This is a genomic window from Micromonospora yongxingensis (assembly GCF_052601155.1).
The window spans coordinates 48,207-66,328 of sequence record NZ_JBQXEO010000023.1 but is presented as its reverse complement, the minus strand read 5'-3'; the positions used below and the strand labels follow the sequence as shown (position 1 = coordinate 66,328).

General features: G+C 70.9%; 20 protein-coding genes. 6 read left to right on the top strand and 14 right to left on the bottom strand.

Annotated features, from left to right (window positions below; translation table 11 throughout):
- Positions 1–3 precede the first annotated feature (3 nt).
- The 7 genes from ACTWLT_RS24450 to ACTWLT_RS24420 all read right to left on the bottom strand — a co-directional run bounded on the left by ACTWLT_RS24450 (position 4) and on the right by ACTWLT_RS24420 (position 7,192).
- Complete coding sequence (locus ACTWLT_RS24450) at positions 4–834, bottom strand: carbohydrate ABC transporter permease (protein WP_252417941.1); 831 nt, start codon at positions 832–834, stop codon at positions 4–6.
- On the bottom strand, positions 831–1,817 hold the full coding sequence (locus ACTWLT_RS24445) for a carbohydrate ABC transporter permease (RefSeq protein WP_252417942.1): 987 nt from the start codon (positions 1,815–1,817) through the stop codon (positions 831–833). Before ACTWLT_RS24445 ends, ACTWLT_RS24450 begins: the two co-directional genes overlap by 4 nt.
- Positions 1,814–3,100, bottom strand: coding sequence for a sugar ABC transporter substrate-binding protein (locus ACTWLT_RS24440; protein ID WP_445320378.1), 1,287 nt, complete (start codon positions 3,098–3,100; stop codon positions 1,814–1,816). The genes ACTWLT_RS24445 and ACTWLT_RS24440 overlap by 4 nt, the downstream gene beginning before the upstream one ends.
- 222 nt (positions 3,101–3,322) lie before the next feature.
- Entirely contained in the window at positions 3,323–3,607 is a 285-nt protein-coding gene (locus tag ACTWLT_RS24435; RefSeq protein WP_179780540.1) for a GlsB/YeaQ/YmgE family stress response membrane protein, read from the bottom strand.
- 383 nt (positions 3,608–3,990) lie between these two features.
- On the bottom strand, positions 3,991–4,275 hold the full coding sequence (locus tag ACTWLT_RS24430; protein ID WP_074313648.1) for a GlsB/YeaQ/YmgE family stress response membrane protein: 285 nt from the start codon (positions 4,273–4,275) through the stop codon (positions 3,991–3,993).
- A gap of 368 nt (positions 4,276–4,643) precedes the next feature.
- The gene (lepA, locus tag ACTWLT_RS24425) at positions 4,644–6,521 is read right to left on the bottom strand and encodes a translation elongation factor 4 (protein WP_252417944.1); all 1,878 of its coding nucleotides are present in this window, start codon (positions 6,519–6,521) and stop codon (positions 4,644–4,646) included.
- Positions 6,522–6,655: 134 nt separating this feature from the next.
- Positions 6,656–7,192: a DUF4240 domain-containing protein gene (locus ACTWLT_RS24420; RefSeq protein ID WP_445320377.1), complete on the bottom strand. Its 537-nt coding sequence runs from the start codon at positions 7,190–7,192 to the stop codon at positions 6,656–6,658.
- On the opposite strand from ACTWLT_RS24420, the gene ACTWLT_RS24415 reads away from it, so the two are divergent.
- Both ACTWLT_RS24415 and rpsT read left to right on the top strand, forming a co-directional pair.
- Positions 7,191–8,243 (top strand): phosphotransferase family protein, encoded by a 1,053-nt coding sequence (locus ACTWLT_RS24415; protein ID WP_445320376.1) that lies wholly within the window; start codon positions 7,191–7,193, stop codon positions 8,241–8,243. The two genes, ACTWLT_RS24420 and ACTWLT_RS24415, sit on opposite strands and share 2 nt — an antisense overlap.
- Positions 8,244–8,440: 197 nt before the next feature.
- Positions 8,441–8,707, top strand: a complete 267-nt coding sequence (gene rpsT, locus ACTWLT_RS24410; protein ID WP_252417947.1) for a 30S ribosomal protein S20 — start codon at positions 8,441–8,443, stop codon at positions 8,705–8,707.
- Positions 8,708–8,806: 99 nt separating this feature from the next.
- Here rpsT and ACTWLT_RS24405 read toward each other — a convergent pair whose 3' ends face one another.
- The 4 genes from ACTWLT_RS24405 to ACTWLT_RS24390 form a co-directional block, all read right to left on the bottom strand.
- Positions 8,807–9,229 carry a hypothetical protein gene (locus tag ACTWLT_RS24405; RefSeq protein ID WP_252417948.1) on the bottom strand — a complete coding sequence of 141 codons (423 nt, stop codon included), beginning with the start codon at positions 9,227–9,229 and terminating at the stop codon, positions 8,807–8,809.
- Complete coding sequence (holA, locus tag ACTWLT_RS24400; RefSeq protein WP_252417986.1) at positions 9,226–10,206, bottom strand: DNA polymerase III subunit delta; 981 nt, start codon at positions 10,204–10,206, stop codon at positions 9,226–9,228. The genes ACTWLT_RS24405 and holA overlap by 4 nt, the downstream gene beginning before the upstream one ends.
- Before the next feature lie 176 nt (positions 10,207–10,382).
- Complete coding sequence (locus ACTWLT_RS24395; protein ID WP_445320375.1) at positions 10,383–12,776, bottom strand: ComEC/Rec2 family competence protein; 2,394 nt, start codon at positions 12,774–12,776, stop codon at positions 10,383–10,385.
- Positions 12,773–13,609 (bottom strand): ComEA family DNA-binding protein, encoded by an 837-nt coding sequence (locus ACTWLT_RS24390; RefSeq protein WP_445320374.1) that lies wholly within the window; start codon positions 13,607–13,609, stop codon positions 12,773–12,775. Before ACTWLT_RS24390 ends, ACTWLT_RS24395 begins: the two co-directional genes overlap by 4 nt.
- A gap of 189 nt (positions 13,610–13,798) precedes the next feature.
- Between ACTWLT_RS24390 and ACTWLT_RS24385 the strand changes: the two genes are divergently transcribed.
- Positions 13,799–14,986 (top strand): erythromycin esterase family protein, encoded by a 1,188-nt coding sequence (locus ACTWLT_RS24385; RefSeq protein ID WP_445320373.1) that lies wholly within the window; start codon positions 13,799–13,801, stop codon positions 14,984–14,986.
- 148 nt (positions 14,987–15,134) lie between these two features.
- On the opposite strand, the gene ACTWLT_RS24380 is transcribed toward ACTWLT_RS24385, so the two are convergent.
- Positions 15,135–15,368: a holin gene (locus ACTWLT_RS24380; protein WP_445320372.1), complete on the bottom strand. Its 234-nt coding sequence runs from the start codon at positions 15,366–15,368 to the stop codon at positions 15,135–15,137.
- A gap of 138 nt (positions 15,369–15,506) precedes the next feature.
- On the opposite strand from ACTWLT_RS24380, the gene ACTWLT_RS24375 reads away from it, so the two are divergent.
- The gene (locus tag ACTWLT_RS24375) at positions 15,507–16,268 is read left to right on the top strand and encodes an inositol monophosphatase family protein (protein WP_445320371.1); all 762 of its coding nucleotides are present in this window, start codon (positions 15,507–15,509) and stop codon (positions 16,266–16,268) included.
- Between the two features lie 84 nt (positions 16,269–16,352).
- Here the strand turns inward: ACTWLT_RS24375 and ACTWLT_RS24370 are convergent, their stop codons facing one another.
- Both ACTWLT_RS24370 and ACTWLT_RS24365 read right to left on the bottom strand, forming a co-directional pair.
- The gene (locus ACTWLT_RS24370; protein WP_445320407.1) at positions 16,353–16,547 is read right to left on the bottom strand and encodes a DUF397 domain-containing protein; all 195 of its coding nucleotides are present in this window, start codon (positions 16,545–16,547) and stop codon (positions 16,353–16,355) included.
- Entirely contained in the window at positions 16,544–17,293 is a 750-nt protein-coding gene (locus ACTWLT_RS24365) for a DUF5753 domain-containing protein (protein ID WP_445320406.1), read from the bottom strand. Before ACTWLT_RS24365 ends, ACTWLT_RS24370 begins: the two co-directional genes overlap by 4 nt.
- A gap of 293 nt (positions 17,294–17,586) precedes the next feature.
- Here ACTWLT_RS24365 and ACTWLT_RS24360 point away from each other — a divergent pair, with 293 nt between their 5' ends.
- Complete coding sequence (locus ACTWLT_RS24360) at positions 17,587–17,868, top strand: hypothetical protein (protein WP_445320405.1); 282 nt, start codon at positions 17,587–17,589, stop codon at positions 17,866–17,868.
- Positions 17,865–18,110, top strand: coding sequence for a flavin reductase (locus tag ACTWLT_RS24355; RefSeq protein WP_445320370.1), 246 nt, complete (start codon positions 17,865–17,867; stop codon positions 18,108–18,110). The genes ACTWLT_RS24360 and ACTWLT_RS24355 overlap by 4 nt, the downstream gene beginning before the upstream one ends.
- The last annotated feature ends 12 nt before the right edge of the window (positions 18,111–18,122 follow it).

The following is an 18,122-nucleotide window of genomic DNA, read 5'->3' as shown; positions in this document are numbered from 1 at the left end:
CGGTCAGCCCTTGACGGCGCCGGCGACCAGGCCGGAGACCATCCGCCGCTGCACCAGCAGGAAGAAGATGATGACCGGCAGGGTGAACAGGGTGGAGGCGGCCATCACGGGCCCCCAGTTGGTGTCGTCGCGGCCGAAGAAGAAGGTCATCGCCACCGGCAGGGTGTAGCGGCCCTGGTCGTTGATGAACGTCAGCGCGAAGATCAGCTCGTTCCACGCCGTGATGAAGGAGAAGATGCTCGTGGCGACCAGGCCGGGGGCCACCAGCGGGAAGAGGATCCGGCGGAACGTCTGGGCCCGGCTGGCCCCGTCGATGGCCGCCGCCTCCTCCAACTCCTTGGGTACGGCGGCGACGAAGCCGCGCAGCATCCAGACCGCGAACGGCAGCGAGAAGCCGAGGTACGTGAGGATCAGGCTGGGCAGGGTGTTGTAGAGCCCGAGCCGCTGGATCATCAGGAACAGCGGGATGACCAGCGCCTCCAACGGGATCATCTGCACCACCAGCAGCATGATCAGGAAACTGGTCCGCAGCTTGAACCGGAACCGGGCCACCGCCGTCGCGGCGAGCAGGGCGACCAGGCCGCTGAGCACCACCGTCGAGACGGCGACCAGGGCGCTGTTGAGGAAGAAGTCGAAGAAGCTCACGCCGGGGATCAGGTTGCCGGTCAGGATCTCCCGGTAGTGCGTCAGCGTCGGGTGGGTCGGCACCGGCTGCGGAGTGGACGAGAAGATCTCGCTGCTCGGCTTCAACGAGGTGGAGATCATCCAGTAGACCGGGAACGCCGCGAAGAGCGCGACCAGCAGCCCGGCGGCGTTGAGGGCCACCTTCCTCACGACTCGTCCTCCTGCCTGAGCACCATCCGTACGTAGAAGCCGGTGACCACGAGCAGGATCAGCGTGAGGATCACCGCGATGGCCGCACCGAGCCCGTACTTCGGCGGCGGCGAGAACGCCTCCGCGTAGGAGTAGATGGAGAGCATGAACGTCGGCCGGTCCTGGGTGCCGCCGGCCAGCACGAACTGCTGGGTGAAGACCTTGAAGTCCCAGATGGTGGAGAGCACGATCAGGATCCCGAAGACCGGGCGCAGCAGCGGGAAGGTGATCCGCCAGAACACCCGCCACGCGCTGGCGCCGTCCACCCGGGCCGCCTCGTGCAGCTCGCTCGGCACGCTCTTCAGGCCGGCGAGCACACTCACCGCGATGAACGGGAACGAGTGCCAGACCACCACCAGGGTGAGGATGGCGAAGAAGAGCAGCGGGGAGTTGAACCACCCGTAGCCGGTCCAGTCGCTGCGGCCGAACAGGCCGTTGGACAGGCCGTCGGGCAGCGCGTTGAACAGCCACGTGACCAGGCCGCTCGTGTCGTCGAAAATCCACTTCCACACGATCGTGCCGGTCAGCGCCGGGGTGGCCCAGGCGAGCATCACGCAACTGGCCACGAAGGTGGCCATCTTGCGGCCGAGCCGGTTGAGCAGCAACCCGACCAGGGTGCCGAGAACCATCGTGAGCAGCACGTTGGCCACGGCGAACAGGACCGTGTTGCGCAGCACGGTCAGGAAGAACGGATCGGAGAGGATCTGGGTGTAGTTGCCGAGCCCCACCCACGGCCACTCCCGGTCGCCGCGCAGTTGCCGGACGCTGTTGAGCCGGTAGAAGGACATCGCCACCACCTGGCCGAGCGGCCAGAGCAGCAGCACCCCGATGATCACCAGTGCGGGCAGGAGCAGCAGGTAGGGCAGGCGGTCAACCCGGCGACGCCGCCGCGCGGGGGTCTCCCGCGCGGCGGCCGTCTCCGGCACCTCGGTCAGCGTGGTCACTTGGCGTTGAGGATGCTTTCCATCTCACCGGCCGCGTCAGCGGTAGCCTTCTCGACCGTCTTCTGACCCTTCATGACCGAGCTGTTCATCGCCTGGGTCACCGTCTTCGTCCGGCTGACCTCCACCCACTTCGGGGTGAGCGGCGTGAGCTTGGTGTTCTGCATGGTCGTGGCGAACGCCGCCATGACCTTGTCGTTGGCGTACGCGTCACCGGCGACCAGGTCCTGGTAGACCGGGAAGAAGCCGAGGCTGCTCGCGAAGCTCTGCGAGTTCTTCTTGTTGAGCAGCACGGTCAGGTAGTCCCAGGCCAGGTCCTGGCGCTCGCTGTCCTTCCAGATCGCCACGTCCGAACCACCGGCGAAACCGGGTGCGGCCTTGCCGTCCGGGCCGGGGATCGGGAACGTACCCCAGACCTTCTCGATCTCGGGGTTGTCCTTCTTGATGGCGCCCTGCTGCCAGCTGCCGGCGAAGGCCATGGCCGCCTTGCCGGTGGCGAACTGGGTGCGGGCGTCGATCTCGTTCCAGCCCGCGGCGGCCGGCGGGGCCACCTTGTGCACGGTCACCAGGTCGGTCCAGAACTTGACCGCCCGCTGCGCCTCCGGCGTGGTGTAGCCGGACTTCCAGGTGCCGCCCTGGTTGGTGGCGATCTCGCCGCCGGCACCCCAGAGGAAGGAGTAGAAGGGCAACTCGGAGTTGCCGGGCAGCGCGATGCCGTAGGTGCCCGGCTTCTTCGCCTGCACGGTCTTGGCCGCGGTCACCAGCTCGTCCCAGGTCTTCGGCGGCTGCACGCCCGCCTCGGCGAACCAGTCGGTGCGGTAGTAGATGGCCCGCACTCCGGCGTACCAGGGCACGCCGTACTGCTTGCCGTCGAGCTGCGCGTTGCGCACCAGGTCGGGCAGCAGGTCCTTGCCGTCGGTCCAGCCGCTCATCCGGCCGCTCACGTCGGCGAGCGCCTCCTGGGCGGCCCAGCCCTGGGTCTCGGTGTTGCCCAGCTCGGTGATGTCCGGCCCCTCACCGCCGGCCAGCGCGGCCTGGAACTTCTTGGGCGCCTCCAGCCAGGGGATGTACTGCACCACCACGTCCGTGTCGGGGTGCTTCTGCCGGAACTCGGTTTCGACGCCGTCCAGGAACGTGTTCTGGGCGTCGCCGCCCTCGCCCATCATCCAGACCGTGAGCTTGCTGTTGTCGGCCGCGTCCTCATCGGAGCCCCCGCAGCCGGTCAGCACCATCGCGGCCGAGGCCACCACGGCGGTGACCGGGGCCAGCCGCTTCCACCTGTTCACGCCACTTCTCCCCTCGCGCCGCCTGGAACTAACCTTCCACGCCGCACCTTAGTACGAAGATTTCCTTTACGACAGTGGGCGCGGAGGTGGAGGCGAGGCGACCGTACCGCAGGGGGTCGGCGAGAGGGGCTGTGGCATCGGGCCGAAGTCGGGCACCGCAGCACGAAAGAGCGCCCGGCCGATGGCCGGGCGCTCTTTCGGTAGTGCGGTGATGCCGGGTCGTTACCGCGTGACGCTGCGGCGGCGACCCACGCCGGCCACCAGCGCGACCGCGATCGCGGCCACCACGACCTGCACCAGCAGCTCGCCCCAGTCGACACCGTTCGTCTCGGTCGCGATGCCGATGGCCCGCGCCAGCACGGTGCCCAGCAGAGCGGCGCCGACGCCGATCAGCAGGTGCAGCCAGATCGGCATGTTCTGGCGGCCCGGGACGACCAGGCGGCCCAGCGCGCCGACGATGAGACCAACAACGATGGCGGTGATGATGCCCCACACGGTGAGCTCCACGGTCGCCCTCCTTCAAAGAATGTCGGACACACAATGTGTGCTTCCTGTCGTGACCGCTAAGTTCCCGACCGGTCGAAATCCCAAACCGACTTCGCTCACCAGACGATCACGATCGGGCATACAAGGGCGGGTTGCACCGCCACCCGCCCGCCTCCGGTGGCCGGTCTTCGGCCGCTCGACGCCACGATCCCCGCACCATCGCTGAAAGTGCTGCCTCCCAACGGGTTGAGGCAGCACTTCCGGCGAAACTGCGCGGATCTTGGGGCCGGCGGGCGGCCGGACGCGAGACGTCTTCCGGAGAGGGGCGGACGCCGATGGGCGCCCGACCTGTCGGCCGGGCGCCCATCGAAGTGTCGCAGTGGTACGGAGTGCTGTTGCGCGGGTTATCGGGTGACGCTGCGGCGGCGACCCACGCCGGCCACCAGCGCGACCGCGATGGCCGCCACCACGACCTGCACCAGCAGCTCGCCCCAGTCGATGCCGTTCGTCTCGGTCGCGATGCCGATGGCCCGCGCCAGCACGGTGCCCAGCAGAGCCGCGCCGACACCGATCAGCATGTGCAGCCACATGGGCATGTTCTGCCGGCCCGGGACGACCAGGCGGCCCAGCGCGCCGACGATGAGACCAACAACAAGCGCAGTGATGATGCCCCACACGGTGAGCTCCACGATCGCCCTCCTTCAAAGAATGTCTGACACACAATGTGTGCTTCCTGTCGTGACCGCTAAGTTCCCGACCCGCCAAAAATCCAAACCGACTCACCTCGCGCAGCAGCGGCACACGTCAATGCCGGATCGGGTGCGTCGATTGGTGTGGGAGCGCGTCCATCCAGGTAGGAGGCCATGTCGTGGGGTCGTCCACCATGCGCCGGGCGCAGAAAAATTTCTCCGCGGGGCGCCGGACGCCGGACACGAACCGCCAGACGGACGCCCGGACGCCGGACGGCCGGTGCCCCGCCGGACCGGTCGTCAGGACCAGGCCCGGCCGTGGACACCGGCCGTCTTCGTCGATCAGCGCCGCCGCGGCGGCGTCAGGGTCACTTCTTGCCGGCGGACTTGCCGTCGCCGGAGTCGGAGGAGAGGGCGGCGATGAAGGCCTCCTGCGGCACCTCGACCCGGCCGACCATCTTCATCCGCTTCTTGCCTTCCTTCTGCTTCTCCAGCAGCTTGCGCTTACGGCTGATGTCACCGCCGTAGCACTTGGCGAGCACGTCCTTGCGGATCGCCCGGATGGTCTCCCGGGCGATGACCCGGCTGCCGATGGCCGCCTGGATCGGCACCTCGAACTGCTGGCGCGGGATCAGGGTGCGCAGCTTGGCGGCGATCGTGACGCCGTAGTTGTACGCCTTGTCCTTGTGCACGATGGCGCTGAACGCGTCCACCGGCTCGCCGTGCAGCAGGATGTCCACCTTCACCAGGTCCGACGCCTGCTCGCCGGAGGGCTCGTAGTCGAGCGATGCGTAGCCCTTGGTGCGGCTCTTCAACTGGTCGAAGAAGTCGTAGATGATCTCCGCGAGCGGCAGCGTGTAGCGCAGCTCGACCCGGTCGGCGGAGAGGTAGTCCATGCCGAGCAGGCTGCCCCGCCGGCCCTGGCACAGCTCCATCACGGCGCCCACGTAGTCGTTGGGCGTCAGCACCGTGGCCCGCACCACCGGCTCGTACACCTCCGCGATCTTGCCGGTCGGGTACTCGCTGGGGTTGGTGACGACGATCTCCTCGCCGTCGTCGGTGATCGCCCGGTACACCACGTTGGGCGCGGTGGAGATCAGGTCGAGGTTGTACTCGCGCTCCAGCCGCTCCCGGATGATCTCCAGGTGGAGCAGGCCGAGGAAGCCGCAGCGGAAGCCGAAGCCGAGCGCGCCGGAGGTCTCGGGCTCGTAGTCCAGCGCGGCGTCGTTGAGCTTGAGCTTGTCCAGCGCCTCACGCAGGTTGGGGTAGTCGGACCCGTCGATCGGGTAGAGGCCGGAGTAGACCATCGGCTTCGGGTCCTTGTAGCCACCCAGCGCCTCTTTCGCCGGCCGGCTGTTGATGGTGACCGTGTCACCGACCCGGGACTGCCGGACGTCCTTCACACCGGTGATCAGGTAGCCGACCTCGCCGACACCGAGCGCCTCGGCCTTCACCATCTCCGGCGAGATGACGCCGATCTCCAGCAGCTCGTGCACCGCACCGGTGGACATCATCTTGATCCGGTCGCGGGCGCTGATCCGGCCGTCGATGACCCGGACGTAGGTGACCACGCCGCGGTAGACGTCGTACACCGAGTCGAAGATCATCGCCCGGGCGGGCGCCTCGGCGTCGCCGGTCGGCGGGATGAACTGCCGGACGATCTCGTCGAGCAGGTGCGGCACGCCCTCGCCGGTCTTGCCGGAGACCCGGATGCAGTCGGCGGGGTCGCCGCCGATCAGGTGGGCCAGCTCCTCGGCGTACTTCTCGGGCTGGGCGGCCGGCAGGTCGATCTTGTTGAGCACCGGGATGATGCGCAGGTCGTTCTCAAGGGCCAGGTAGAGGTTGGCCAGGGTCTGCGCCTCGATGCCCTGCGCGGCGTCGACCAGCAGCACGGCACCCTCGCAGGCGGCCAGCGACCGGGACACCTCGTAGGTGAAGTCGACGTGCCCCGGGGTGTCGATCATGTTGAGGACAGCGTGCTCGCCGGCCCGCTCGCCCTCGCGGATGGTCCACGGCATGCGGACGGCCTGGCTCTTGATGGTGATGCCGCGCTCGCGCTCGATGTCCATCCGGTCCAGGTACTGGGCGCGCATCTGCCGTGGGTCGACCACACCGGTGAGCTGCAACATCCGGTCGGCCAGGGTCGACTTTCCGTGGTCGATGTGGGCGATGATGCCGAAGTTCCGGATAACAGCCGGCTCGGTGGCACCGGGAGCGTTCCGGGCGGAATCGGGCGTCGGTGGCACAGCGGTCCGTTCTGATCGGCTGACGTGAGCGGGCCGGCGCGACGCCGACCCCCTCTATGATCCCACGCCGCCGGGGCGCGTCCGCTGCGCGGGCGATCCTCCCCGCCCCGACCCGCGCCGCACCGCCCGGACCGTCACTCCATCGGCGGCTCCACGAAGAGCGCCGCCAGCCGGGGCAACCGCCGGCGGGCCTCCTCCTCGTCGTCGAAGTCCCAGAAGTCGTTGAGGTCCGGCGCGCGCACCGGCTCCCGGTCCGCCGGCAGCTCCGCCGCGGTGGCCCTGCGGTACGCATCCCACGGGACCGCCAGCATCCGCTCGGCGGAGAACTCCTCACCGGTGAGCGAGGCGGCCCGCACCTGGGGCAGCTCGGCCAGCGAGTCCGGGTCGGCGACGGCGCGGGCGAAGACCGCCCGGCCCTGGGTCATCAGCCAGCCCCGGAAGTGTTCGAAGCCGTCCGCCGAGGCGCCCCCGTTGATCAGGTACGCCGCTCCCCAGAGATCCGCCTTGTGCGAGGCGGCCAGCACCCGCGCCTGGTGCCGCGCGTACCCGACGATGTCCTCCGGATCGCGCTCGGCGAGCAGGGCGACGGCCCGCGCGGCGACCGGCCCCGGCTCACCCCCGCCGCCGGCGCGGGCCTGGTCGATCAGCTCCCAGAAGTCCTCGGTCCTCATGGCTTGGCAGTCTCGCAGTGTCGCCGCGCGCCGCGCACGTACCCCGGGGCAGCATGGTGGGGTGTCGTCGCCCACGTCGTTGCCTCCGGTGCCGTACCACGCCAGCGCGCTGCGCCCGTCGTGGTCGGCGCTGCCGGCGGCGCTGCGGGACGCGACAGCCGAGCGCCTCGGCGCGCCGGTGGTCACCGTCCGGGTCGCGGGCGCGGGCTTCACCCGGGGCTTCGCGGCCGTGCTCGACACCGCCGACGGCGGCCGGGCCTTCGTGAAGGCCGCACCCGCCGCCGAGCAACCGCATCTGGTCGACTGGTACGCCCGGGAGGCCGCGATCCTCGACCGGCTGCCGGGCGGCCTGCCGGCGCCCCGCCCCCGCTGGACGCTGTCCGAGGCCGGCTGGTTCGTGCTCTGCACCGACGCCGTCGACGGCCACACGCCGCAGTTGCCCTGGGTGCCGGCCGAACTGGACGCCACCCTGGCCGGGTACGCCGAGGTCGCCGCCGCGCTGGCCGAGCCGCCGGCCGGGCTCACCGCGCTCGGCCTGCCGCACCTGGCGGACCTGGCCCGGTCGGACATCCTTTGGTGGGAGGAGGTCGCCGCCGGCCGGGAGCCGTCACCGGCGCTGCCCGAGCCCGTGCGGGGCCGGCTGCCCGAGCTGGTGGCGTTGGAGTCCCGCCTCCCCCGGTACGCCGCCGGGGCGACCGGTCTGATCCACGGCGACCTGCGGCTGGACAACGTGCTCATCGGTGCCGACGGCCGGGCCTGGTTCTGCGACTGGACCTGGGTGTGCCACGGGCCGGCCTGGTTCGATCTGGCCGGCCTGTTGATCACCGCGTACGCCAGCGGCCTGGACGCCGACCGGCTCTTCGCCACGCACCCGGCGACCGCGGACGCACCCCCCGACGCGCTGGACGCCAGCCTGGCCGCGCTGGCCGGCTACTACCTCACCGGCGCCGAGGCGGCACCGGTGACGGCCTCGCCGCACCTGCCCGCCCACCAGCGGTGGAGCGGCGGACACGCGCTCGACTGGCTCGCCCACCGCCAGGGCTGGCGGTGACGGGCCGGCTCGGCTGAGTGTCGGGCGTAGTGTGGTCCCGGCGGGCCGGGTGACCGGCGCGTTCGGCCGCGCGAGGGCCGAGCCGTTTTGGCTCGTCCCGGGCGACCTGGTAACCTGGCTCTTCGCGCAGCGATGACGCATGTTCGTCATGCCGCGCACAAGCTGACCAACCCGAGCTATCAAGACGAGGCTGTCGCGTGGCGAACATCAAGTCCCAGATCAAGCGCAACCGGCAGAACGAGAAGGCCCGGCTGCGCAACAAGTCGGTCAAGTCGTCGCTGAAGACCGCCGTCCGGAAGTTCAACGAGGCTGCTGAGGCCGGTGACGTCGAGAAGGCCACCGCGCTGATGCAGGAGGCCTCGCGCAAGCTGGACAAGGCCGTCAGCAAGGGCGTGATCCACTCCAACCAGGCCGCGAACCGCAAGTCCGCGATCGCGAAGCGCGTGGGTGCACTCTCCGCCTGACGACTGCCGTCAGACTGATTCGGAAAGCCCCGGACTCCGGTCCGGGGCTTCCGCATGTCCGGCCACCGTCGCTGGCGGCCGTGCCGGCGTCGGCGTCGGTCAGTCCGACCGGTCCGAGCGGTGGGTGGGCCGCACCGGATCGGCGTCGACCACCACGCCGGTGACGCTGTGCGAGATCCACTCGACCCGGGCCCGGCCGACCACCGGCTCCATCTGCCGGCGGAAGCGGTCCCGTTCCTGCTCGGGCACCAGCGCGGCGGAGCGGACCACCATCGCGGCCACCATGTCGTTGAGTTTGACCATCGCCGCCACCACGGCCGGCAGCACCAGCACGGCCCACCAGGTGACCAGTTCGGCGAGCGCGAGCAGCACGGCCAGCGCGATGGTGCCCTCGAAGAAGAGGAAGCAGAGCACCCCACCGGGGTTGACGAACCGCAGGCCGAGGAGCCGGGCGTAGAGCGGCCGGTAGCGCTCCTCGTCGGCCGGGATGGTGGCCCACGCCGTACGGTTCGGCCCGGTCACCGGCTGCTGCCCTGCCGGGCCGCCGCCACCGAGAAGACCGCGCGTTCCAGGGCGTACGCCCGGTCGTCCGAGCCGCCCTTGACGGCCGCGTTGCATTCGGCGGCGACCTGCATGGCCCGTACCAGGCCCTCCGGCGTCCAGCCCCGCCCCTGCCGCTGTGCGCGCTCGATCTTCCACGCCGGCATTCCGAGGCTGCTGGCGAGCTGGTACGGGTTGCCCCGCCCGGCCGAAGCCACCCGGGCCACCGTACGCACCCCGTCGGCCAGGGCGTCGGCGATGGGCACCGGGTCGACCCCGACGTGCAGAGCCCACCGCAGCGCCTCCAGAGCCCCCGGCACGTCGCCGACCATCGTGGCGTCCGCCACCGTGAAGCCGGTCACCTCGACCCGGCCCCGGTAGTAGCGGGCGACGGTGTCGGCGCCGATCCGCCCGTCGGTGTCGGCGATCAGTTGGGAGCAGGCGGCGGCCAGCTCGCGCAGGTCGTTGCCGACGGCCGCGATCAGCGCCTCGGCGGCGTCGTCGGTGCACTTGCCGCCGAGCCGGCGGATCTCGTCGCGGACGAAGGCCACCCGGTCGCGGTGTCCCTTGAGCTTGGCCGCCGGGACCACTGTCGCGCCCGCCGACCGCAGCCCGTCGGCGAACGCCTTGCCCTTGGCGCCGCCCAGGTGCAGCACCAGGAGCTGGACCTCGGGGTCGGGGTTCTTCGCGTACGCCAGCAGCGCGGCGACCAGATCCTTGCGGGCATCCTGGCCGGAGCGCAGGATGAGCAGCCGCCGCCCGCCGAACAGCGACGGGCTGAGCATCTCGGCGATCTCGCCGACGGTGAGCGCCCCGGCCTGGTACTCGCGAACGTCCACCTCGGGATCGACGCTGCGGACCCTTGCGACAGCTTCGGTCACGGCGCGCGTGGCGAGCAGTTCCTCGTCACCGAGGACGAGCAGAATGGGGGCGAGGTCGGCGGGGGTCACGCCGCCCATATTCGCACGGCCCACGGCGGGATCGTGCCTGGTCATTCGCTGCTCAGTCGGCGCAGCCCGCACTCAGTGCAAATCCCGACATTCATCGTAATCCACCGCACAATCCTCAATACGCCCACCATTTCGTCGGTGACGCTGCAATTTCCAGGAACCTCTGTTGCCCGTCGTGGGCCGGTTCAGGGTTGCCGGCCCGGTGGCACCCCTCGGCGGACCACCGCCAGGCCGGCGCCCGTCCGGATCGCCGCCAGGTCACCGTCGGTGTCGGTGCGGAGCACCCGGGCGCCACCCCTGCTCAGCCGAGCGAGCAGCCCCGGGTTGGGGTGCCCGTAGGTGTTGCCGGTGCCCACGGTCACCAGCGCGACGGCTGGCCGTATCGCGTCGAGGAACTGCGGGTCCTGGTACGCCGAGCCGTGGTGGGCGACCTTCAACACGTCGGCGCGCAGGTGGCCCGGCGCCACCCGCGCCAGCACCGCGTGCTGCTCCTCGGTCTCGGCGTCGCCGGGCAGCAGGATCCGCACTCCGGCAACGGTGGCGCGCAGCATCAGGGAGTTGTTGTTCGGGTCGGATCTGGTGCCGGCCAGCGGGTACGGCGGGCCGAGCACGAGCAGGTCGACCCCGCCGACCGGATGGCGGGCACCGGCCACGGTGGTCAGCAGCGGGGCCCGCCCGGCGGTCGCCACCGAATGGACCAGATCCCGGCCGCCCGCCGGATCCGTCGACGGTGGCGTCAACACGGCCGTCACCCGGCGGCCCCGGAACACCCCGGCCACCCCGCCCACGTGGTCGGCGTGGAAGTGGCTGACCACCAGCAGCGGCACTTCCCGCACGCCGAGCCGGCGCAGGCAGCCGTCCACGGCCGCCGGCTCCGGCCCGGCGTCCACCACGACGGCCCGACCGGGGGCGACCGGCAGCACCAGCGCGTCGCCCTGACCGACCGCGCAGGCCACCACCACCCAGCCGGGCGGCGGCCAACCGGAGGCCACCAACCGGACCGGGAGGGCACCGAGCAGCGCGGCGACACCCACCACCGCCACCAGCCGGCGCACCAACGGCCGGCGCACCGCGACCAGCAACGCCACGGTCAACCCGGCCAGCAGCAGGGCACCGGACACCCCGCCGGGCCACGGCAGGGTGCCGGCCGGCAGTCGGGCGCCCTGCCTGGCGATGACCACCAGCCACCAGGCCGGCCAGCTCGCCAGCCATGCGGCGAACTCGGCGCCGGCGGGCCAGACCGGCGACACGGTGGCCGCCACCACGCCCAGCACGGTCGCTGGCGCGATGGCCGGCACCGCCAGCAGGTTCGCGGGCACCGCCACCAGGCTGACGGTGCCGGACAGGCCGGCGACGACCGGCGCGCAGGCCAGTTGCGCGGCCGCCGGGACGGCGAGCGCCTCGGCCAGCCCGGCCGGAACGCCCCGTCGGCGCAACCCGTCCCGCCAGCGGGGGGCGAGCAGCAGCAGACCACCGGTGGCGAGCACGGACAGTGCGAACCCGGCATCGCCGGCCAGCTCCGGGTCGGCCAGCACCAGCACGGCGATGGCGGCGGCCAACGCGGGCAGCGCGGCCCGGGGTCTGCCGGCGGCCAGCGCGGCGAGCCCGATCGCTCCCATCGTGGCGGCCCGGACGACACTCGGCGACGGGCGCACCAGGATGACGAAACCCACCAGTGCCACCCCGCAGAGCCCGGCGGCGAGCCACGGGCCGGCCCGCGCCCACCGGGCCAGCAACAGCACCGCCCCCACCACGATCGCCACGTTGCTCCCGGAAACGGCGTTCAGATGCGTCATGCCGGTGGCCTGGAAGTCCTCCTCGACGCCGGGCGGCAGCCGGCTGGTGTCGCCCACCACCAGCCCTGGCAGCAGGCCGCCCGGCTCATCGGGGAGCGGTTCGCAGGCCCGTTGCAGGCCGGCGCGCAGCGTCCCGGCGGCGCGCTGGGCCCAGGACGACGCACCGTGCCGTTCGGGAGGGCCGTTGGTGCTGAGCACCGCTCCGGTCAAATCACCGCCGCGTGGAACGCCGAGCCGGCCATCGGCGGTGAGGCGCTGCCCGGGCAGCAGGCCCCGCCAGGCCGGATCGGTGGCCAGAACCAGCAGCCGCACCGACGCTCGGACCCGTCGACCGTCCGGACCGGTGAGCCGGACCAGCTCGGTCGGCACCAGCAGCATGCCCGGCCGCCCGGCGGACCGGATCGGGCGTGGATCGTCCCGGACGACCAGGTCCGCGGTGACCGGGGCGCGCTGCTCAGCCAGGACGCGGATCGGCGGTGCGTCCCGGACGGCGAGCCGGGCGGCGGTGGCCGTCGCGCCGCAGACCACTCCGAGGCCGACCGCGACGGCGATCCAGCCGTAGCGGCGGGCGGTCGCCCGGGGGCGGCCGAGGCGGCCGAGCAGGTGCAGGGCGCCGACCACCGTGAGGGTGGCCGCAACCGCGGCCACCACCAGGAGCGGGCGGGCGCCGAGGTGCAGGCCGGCAAGCGCGGTGAGCCAGGCGGCCACGGCGAGCCCGGCCAGCCGCAGGTCCGGCGGCGAGGGATCCGGCGGCTGCGCACGGGCGGCGGGTGGGGCCTTCACACCGTCACCAGGTCCTTGAGCTGCTCGTAGCGTGCGTCGCCGATCCCGTCGACCTGGCGCAGGTCACCGACGGACTTGAAGCCGCCGTGCTGGTCCCGGTGGGTGAGGATGCGCTGGGCGAGCACCGGCCCGACCCCGGGCAGCGCGTCGAGCTGCGCCAGCGTGGCGGTGTTGAGGTTCAGTGGCCCGGCGGCGGGTGCCGCCCCGCCCGCCGCCGGGCCGGCCGGACCACCCGGCACCGGCGGTGGTGTCACCCCGACGACGATCAGCTCCCCGTCGGTGACCTTGCGAGCGGGGTTGAGCAGCGCCACATCGACACCGGGCAGCGCGCCGCCGGCCGCCTGCACGGCGTCGGCGAGCCGGGCGCCCGCCGGCAACCGCACCAACCCGGGCCGGCGAACCTTGCCGGCGACCGCCACCACCAGCTCGCCCGAGCCGGACACGCCGGGGTCGCCGGCCGCCGAGGTGGCCGGAGCGGCCTCGCTGGCCAGCGGGGCCACCGCCTCCTGCTGCGGCCTGGACCGCCAGGCCCACCCGGCGGTGGCCAGCACCACCACGGCGGCGACGACGGCCAGCGCCCGCACGCCACGCCGCCCGGGGTCGAACGCCCGAGGCCCGGGGAGCCGCGACCCCGCCGAAGCCGTCAGGCCGTCCGGAGCCGGAGGCACGCCGGCCTCCGGCTCGGCGAGCGGCGGCATCTCGACGAGGGGTGACGGCGAGCCCCGGGGAGGTACGCCCGACAGCGGCGCCCCCTCAGGCGGTTGTCCCCCGGCTGGCGGGTAGGCCAACCGGCGCAGGCGCTGGCGTACCTCTGTCTCCTCGTCGTGCGACACGACGCGACGCTATGGCGGCGGACGCGGGCAGCGGGCGGGCTTGTGGTCGTCCTGTGGACAAGCGACGCCACTGTGGACAACCGCCTGATCATGCCTCCGTCGTGCTAGCGGTCGTCGGGCGTCCAGGTCAGGCCAGGCCCGTCGCCCACCGGGTGGTTCACCGCTTGTTTGAGGGTTCGCCGCGAGGTCATGCGCTGCTCATCGGGAAAAGTCTCAACCGATGTTTCAATGGTACGTTTGAGCCACATGAGCCAGGACATTCGAGACTTCGTACCCGAGCCATGTGACCTTCTCGCCCTCGGCGAGCCGACCCACCAGGAGCCCGCGTTCGGCGCGGTCCGCAACGAGCTCTTCGCCCAACTGGTCGAGCTCGGCTTCCGTTCGATCGCCCTGGAGACCGATCGCGTCGCGGCGCTCGCGGTCAACGACCATGTCCTGCACGGCACCGGAGACCTCGACTCGGTGATGGCCGAGGGGTTCTCCCACGACTTCGGCGCCCTGGACGCCAATCGGCGGCTGGTCGCCTGGATGCGGGAGTACAACGAGAACCGACAGGCGCAGGAGCGCCTGACCTTCCACGGTTTCGACGCCCCGACCGAGAACACCAGCGCACCCAGCCCGAGAAGCTACTTCGAGTACGCACGCGACTATCTCCACGTCGAGAACCTCGACATCGCCGGCATCGCCGGAGACGACCATCGCTGGAGCCGCGATGAGGCGATCCTCGACTTCGCCCTGTCCATGGGCACCAGTCCCGAGGCCGAGCGGCTGCGAAAGATCGGCGAGGATCTGCTCACGAAGCTGTACGCCCGCGCACCGGAGCTGATCGCGAGGACCTCATGCGCCGAGTGGCTCCGGGCCAAGACGCACCTCGATGCCGGCCTCGCGCTGCTGCACTATCACTGGCAGGCGGCGCAGCCCCTCGCCCAGAGCGATCGGATCTGCCTCCTGCTGACCACGCGGGACACGCTGATGGCGCGCAATCTGCTCGACATCCGCAGCGTCGAAGCGGGGCGCGGCCCGACGATGGTCTTCGCCCACAACACGCACCTGCAACGAAACGGAAGCACCTGGAGCATGGGCGACATGAGCGCCAACTGGTTCGGCGCCGGGGCCATCGTCGACTCCCTGCGGATCGGGAGCTACCACTTCATCGCAGCCAGCCTCGGAAGCAGTGCGGCAATCAAGCTGGGCGAGCCTGATCCGGACACCTTCGAGGGTTTCCTGCAACACCGCATCACCGGCTGGGGCCTGATCCCGGCCACCGAGGTCTCCCCCGCTCGCACCCGCACGGACACCCTCCCGCAGCAGGGCTATTTCCCGCTCGACCAGGCGACCGTCGACGGAGCCGACACGATCCTGCACATCACCGGCTGAGGGACGGCATTCACCAGTCGGGCATCTGCCGGTGCCGGCGGGATCCAGCGAGCTGCGCCCCGGCCGTCCGAATCATCAGCGCCTCACCCGACCGGGATTCGCCGCGTTGACCGACTCCGGCGCTCGCCGCGTGACCACACCCAGGCGGCTACCACTCGCTCCTGACCAGGCTCGGCGAGTCCGGCTCTCCCGACAGCTTCGCGCTGACCAGTGAGGTGAGCACCGACAGCACAGCGGCGCCGGACGCGATGCCACCAGCCGCCGCCCAGTCCGCCTGCCACGCGTTGAACGCGACGTCGGCGCCCCAGTAGAGCAACAGGCCCTGCGCGGCGCTCTTCACCGCCCGCTCGGCGGTGGCCTTCCAGAACTTCGTGGTGAACATGGTGATGCCTCCGGGGATAGGTTCGCGGAATGGCCCATGTGCCAAGAATGCCTGGTCAGGAGCGGTTGGTGCTTGTCGCGTTGTTCGGGGTTGGCCGGCACTCTGAGGCGGGCCGCTGGGCTGATAGCGTCGCCGGTCGTGGACAGCGCTGCTGACTTACAACTCGCGTTCGACACGTCGGATCTGGCGGCGGATCTCGCGCTCGCCTACTTCGAGTCCGGTGTCTCGGCGACGCTGAAGGCCGACGGCACACCGGTCACGGAAGCCGACCGGGCAGTCGAGCGACTGCTTCGCGAGACGTTGTCCGCGGCGAGGCCAGAAGATGCGCTGCTCGGCGAGGAATTCGGCCACCACGGTCAGTCCGATCGGGTCTGGATCATCGACCCGGTCGACGGCACGTCGTTCTTCAGCCGGGGAGATCCGAACTGGCGAGTGCACATCGCGCTGGAGGTTGCCGGGAGCACCGAGCTTGCGGTCGTCACCGCTCCTGCGTTGCGACGCTGCTGGTGGGCGACCCGGGGCGGCGGTTCTTTCGAATCGTCCTGGCCCCGTGAGGAGGCCGAACCGAAACGCCTCGAAGTCAGCGCCACGTCGATGTTGGCTGAGGCTCGGTTCGATGCTCTGGACAATGCGTCCAGATCCAGTCTCCCACCGAGTGCCCGCCCACCGGCGAGCCCTCTCCCGCTCGTCGAGCTTGTTCGTGGCGAGATCGATGCTTTCCTGGTCGAGCGCTACCACATCTGGGATCACGCGCCATGGATCCTTCTCGTCGAGGAAGCGGGCGGCCGTTTCACCGATCGAACCGGAGGACGTGCGGGCGATCAGGGCGGCGGCCTGTACTCCAACGCCAACCTGCACAGTCAGTTGCTCACCGCGCTCCAGTACCCGGCGCGCCCCTGACCGTCAGGACCAGGCGGCCTCCGGCGGTGACAGATAAGCCCCGGCACACCCGTCACGGGTGACCGGGGCTCTCCTTGCCTCTGGTCAGCTTGCGGTGCCGATCCCCTTGGCCAGGTTCACGAAGCTCTGCCAGGCCGCCGGCCCGAAGGTCAACGTTCCGCCGTCACGGTCCTTCGTGTCGCGGACGAGGACGACGCCGGGAAGGTTGTCGGCGACCTCGACGCACGCCCCACCGTTCGAGCTGCTGCGGGTGCTGGTGCGCCAGCGGGCGCTGGTCAGGTCATCCATGCTCGCGCTCTCATCAGATCGATGGTCAGGTCTCGCGGTAGCGCTACCGACCTCACGGTATCCCACACCGCCCACAACGGAGCAACGTCATTACTGATGCGCCCAGATGCCTGGTCGTCGAGGTAGCCGACATCGTCACCTGCGGGTGTGCTGGCGATGACGAACGGTCCTGCTTGCCCGGGATGGAATCCAGCCGTCAGCGGGACCACGTGAACCATGATGGCCGGCCGCTCGGCGAGCGCTATCAGGTGATCTATCTGGTCGATCATGATGTCGGGTTGCCCCCGGCGTAGTGCTGCCTCGTCGATGACGAAGACGGTGAGCGGTGGACGAGGCCGATTGAACACGGCAGCCTGACGGCGAAGGCGGGTCTCGACGTGCCCTTGGATATCGTCGCCAGCCCAGTGCCCACTGCTCAACACTGCTCGCGCGTACGCCTCGGTCTGAAGGAGGCCGGGTAACACAGCGGACTCGTACCACCGCAATGCGACAGCCTCGCGCTCGATGTCGGTCCACGGCCGGAACCATGCTGGTTCTCGCCGCTTGAACAGGTCGGGCCAAAGGTCCGTCTCTTCGCGGCCGAGGATTGCCGCCACCTTTGCCCGATGGCGAGTCTGCGGAATACGTCCCGGGTTGGCCCACTTGGCTGCCGTCTTCGGATCGACGCCTATCTGACCTGCCAGGCTGTCCGCCGTCTCGCCCGATGCCGACATCGCTTCGATGACCGCGTGGTTCATCTGAATCCTTCCCGGAACGTTCTGCACGTCCACAGGAGATATTGCTACGCAGTGTGTTGGTTCGGCAACAGTTGGCAGGGTGCTTCGTAGACGGCGCGGCCGGCAGGGACCCGAACCCGGCGGACGCGTTCGTAGCGGGGCCGCCCTGCGGGCGAGCACTCACCGGGGCGGCCCCTCCCAACGAGTTCGAGGGGCGCACTGTGCCGAACGACAAGCCGCAGCCGAAGCCCACTGGCCCGCCACTGACGCCACCGCCAACGTCGCCGCCCGCCCGCCCGGTCGTGCCGGGCCGCATCGCCCGCAGCGTTCGGTCCGGCGACGTCCTGCTGCTGACCCGTGCGGCGAGCCCGCAGTTCTTCCGACCCATCACGGTCCGGGTCATCCGGGTGCTGGACTGGACCGCGTACGACGGCTGGCTGTGGATCGACGCCTACCAGCTTGGGCCTGACGGCATGGCGCTGGCCCGGCGGTCGCTGTACGTCATACCCGGGGGTGCGCAGTTCGTGGTCGCCCCTGCGGTCGTTCCGGGACGCCGCCGCTCGGTTGGCCGGAACCCGGTGAGGGTCGGCGGATGACCTGGCGCTCGGAACACCCCGTGCTCAAGCCGTCCTGGCGCTGCCGAACCTGCGGGATCGCCTGGCCCTGCTCGGCCGCGAAGCTGCGTCTCCTCGGCGAGTACCGCGATGACCGTCCGGCCCTGCTGGTGCACCTGGCGTCCCTTCAGGAGGAAGCAGCCCGCGACCTCACCGCGCTGAACCCGAGCAACCCGCCCGTCAACCTCACGGACCGCTTCGTCGACTGGGCTCGCGCCCGTTGACGGGAGAAACGA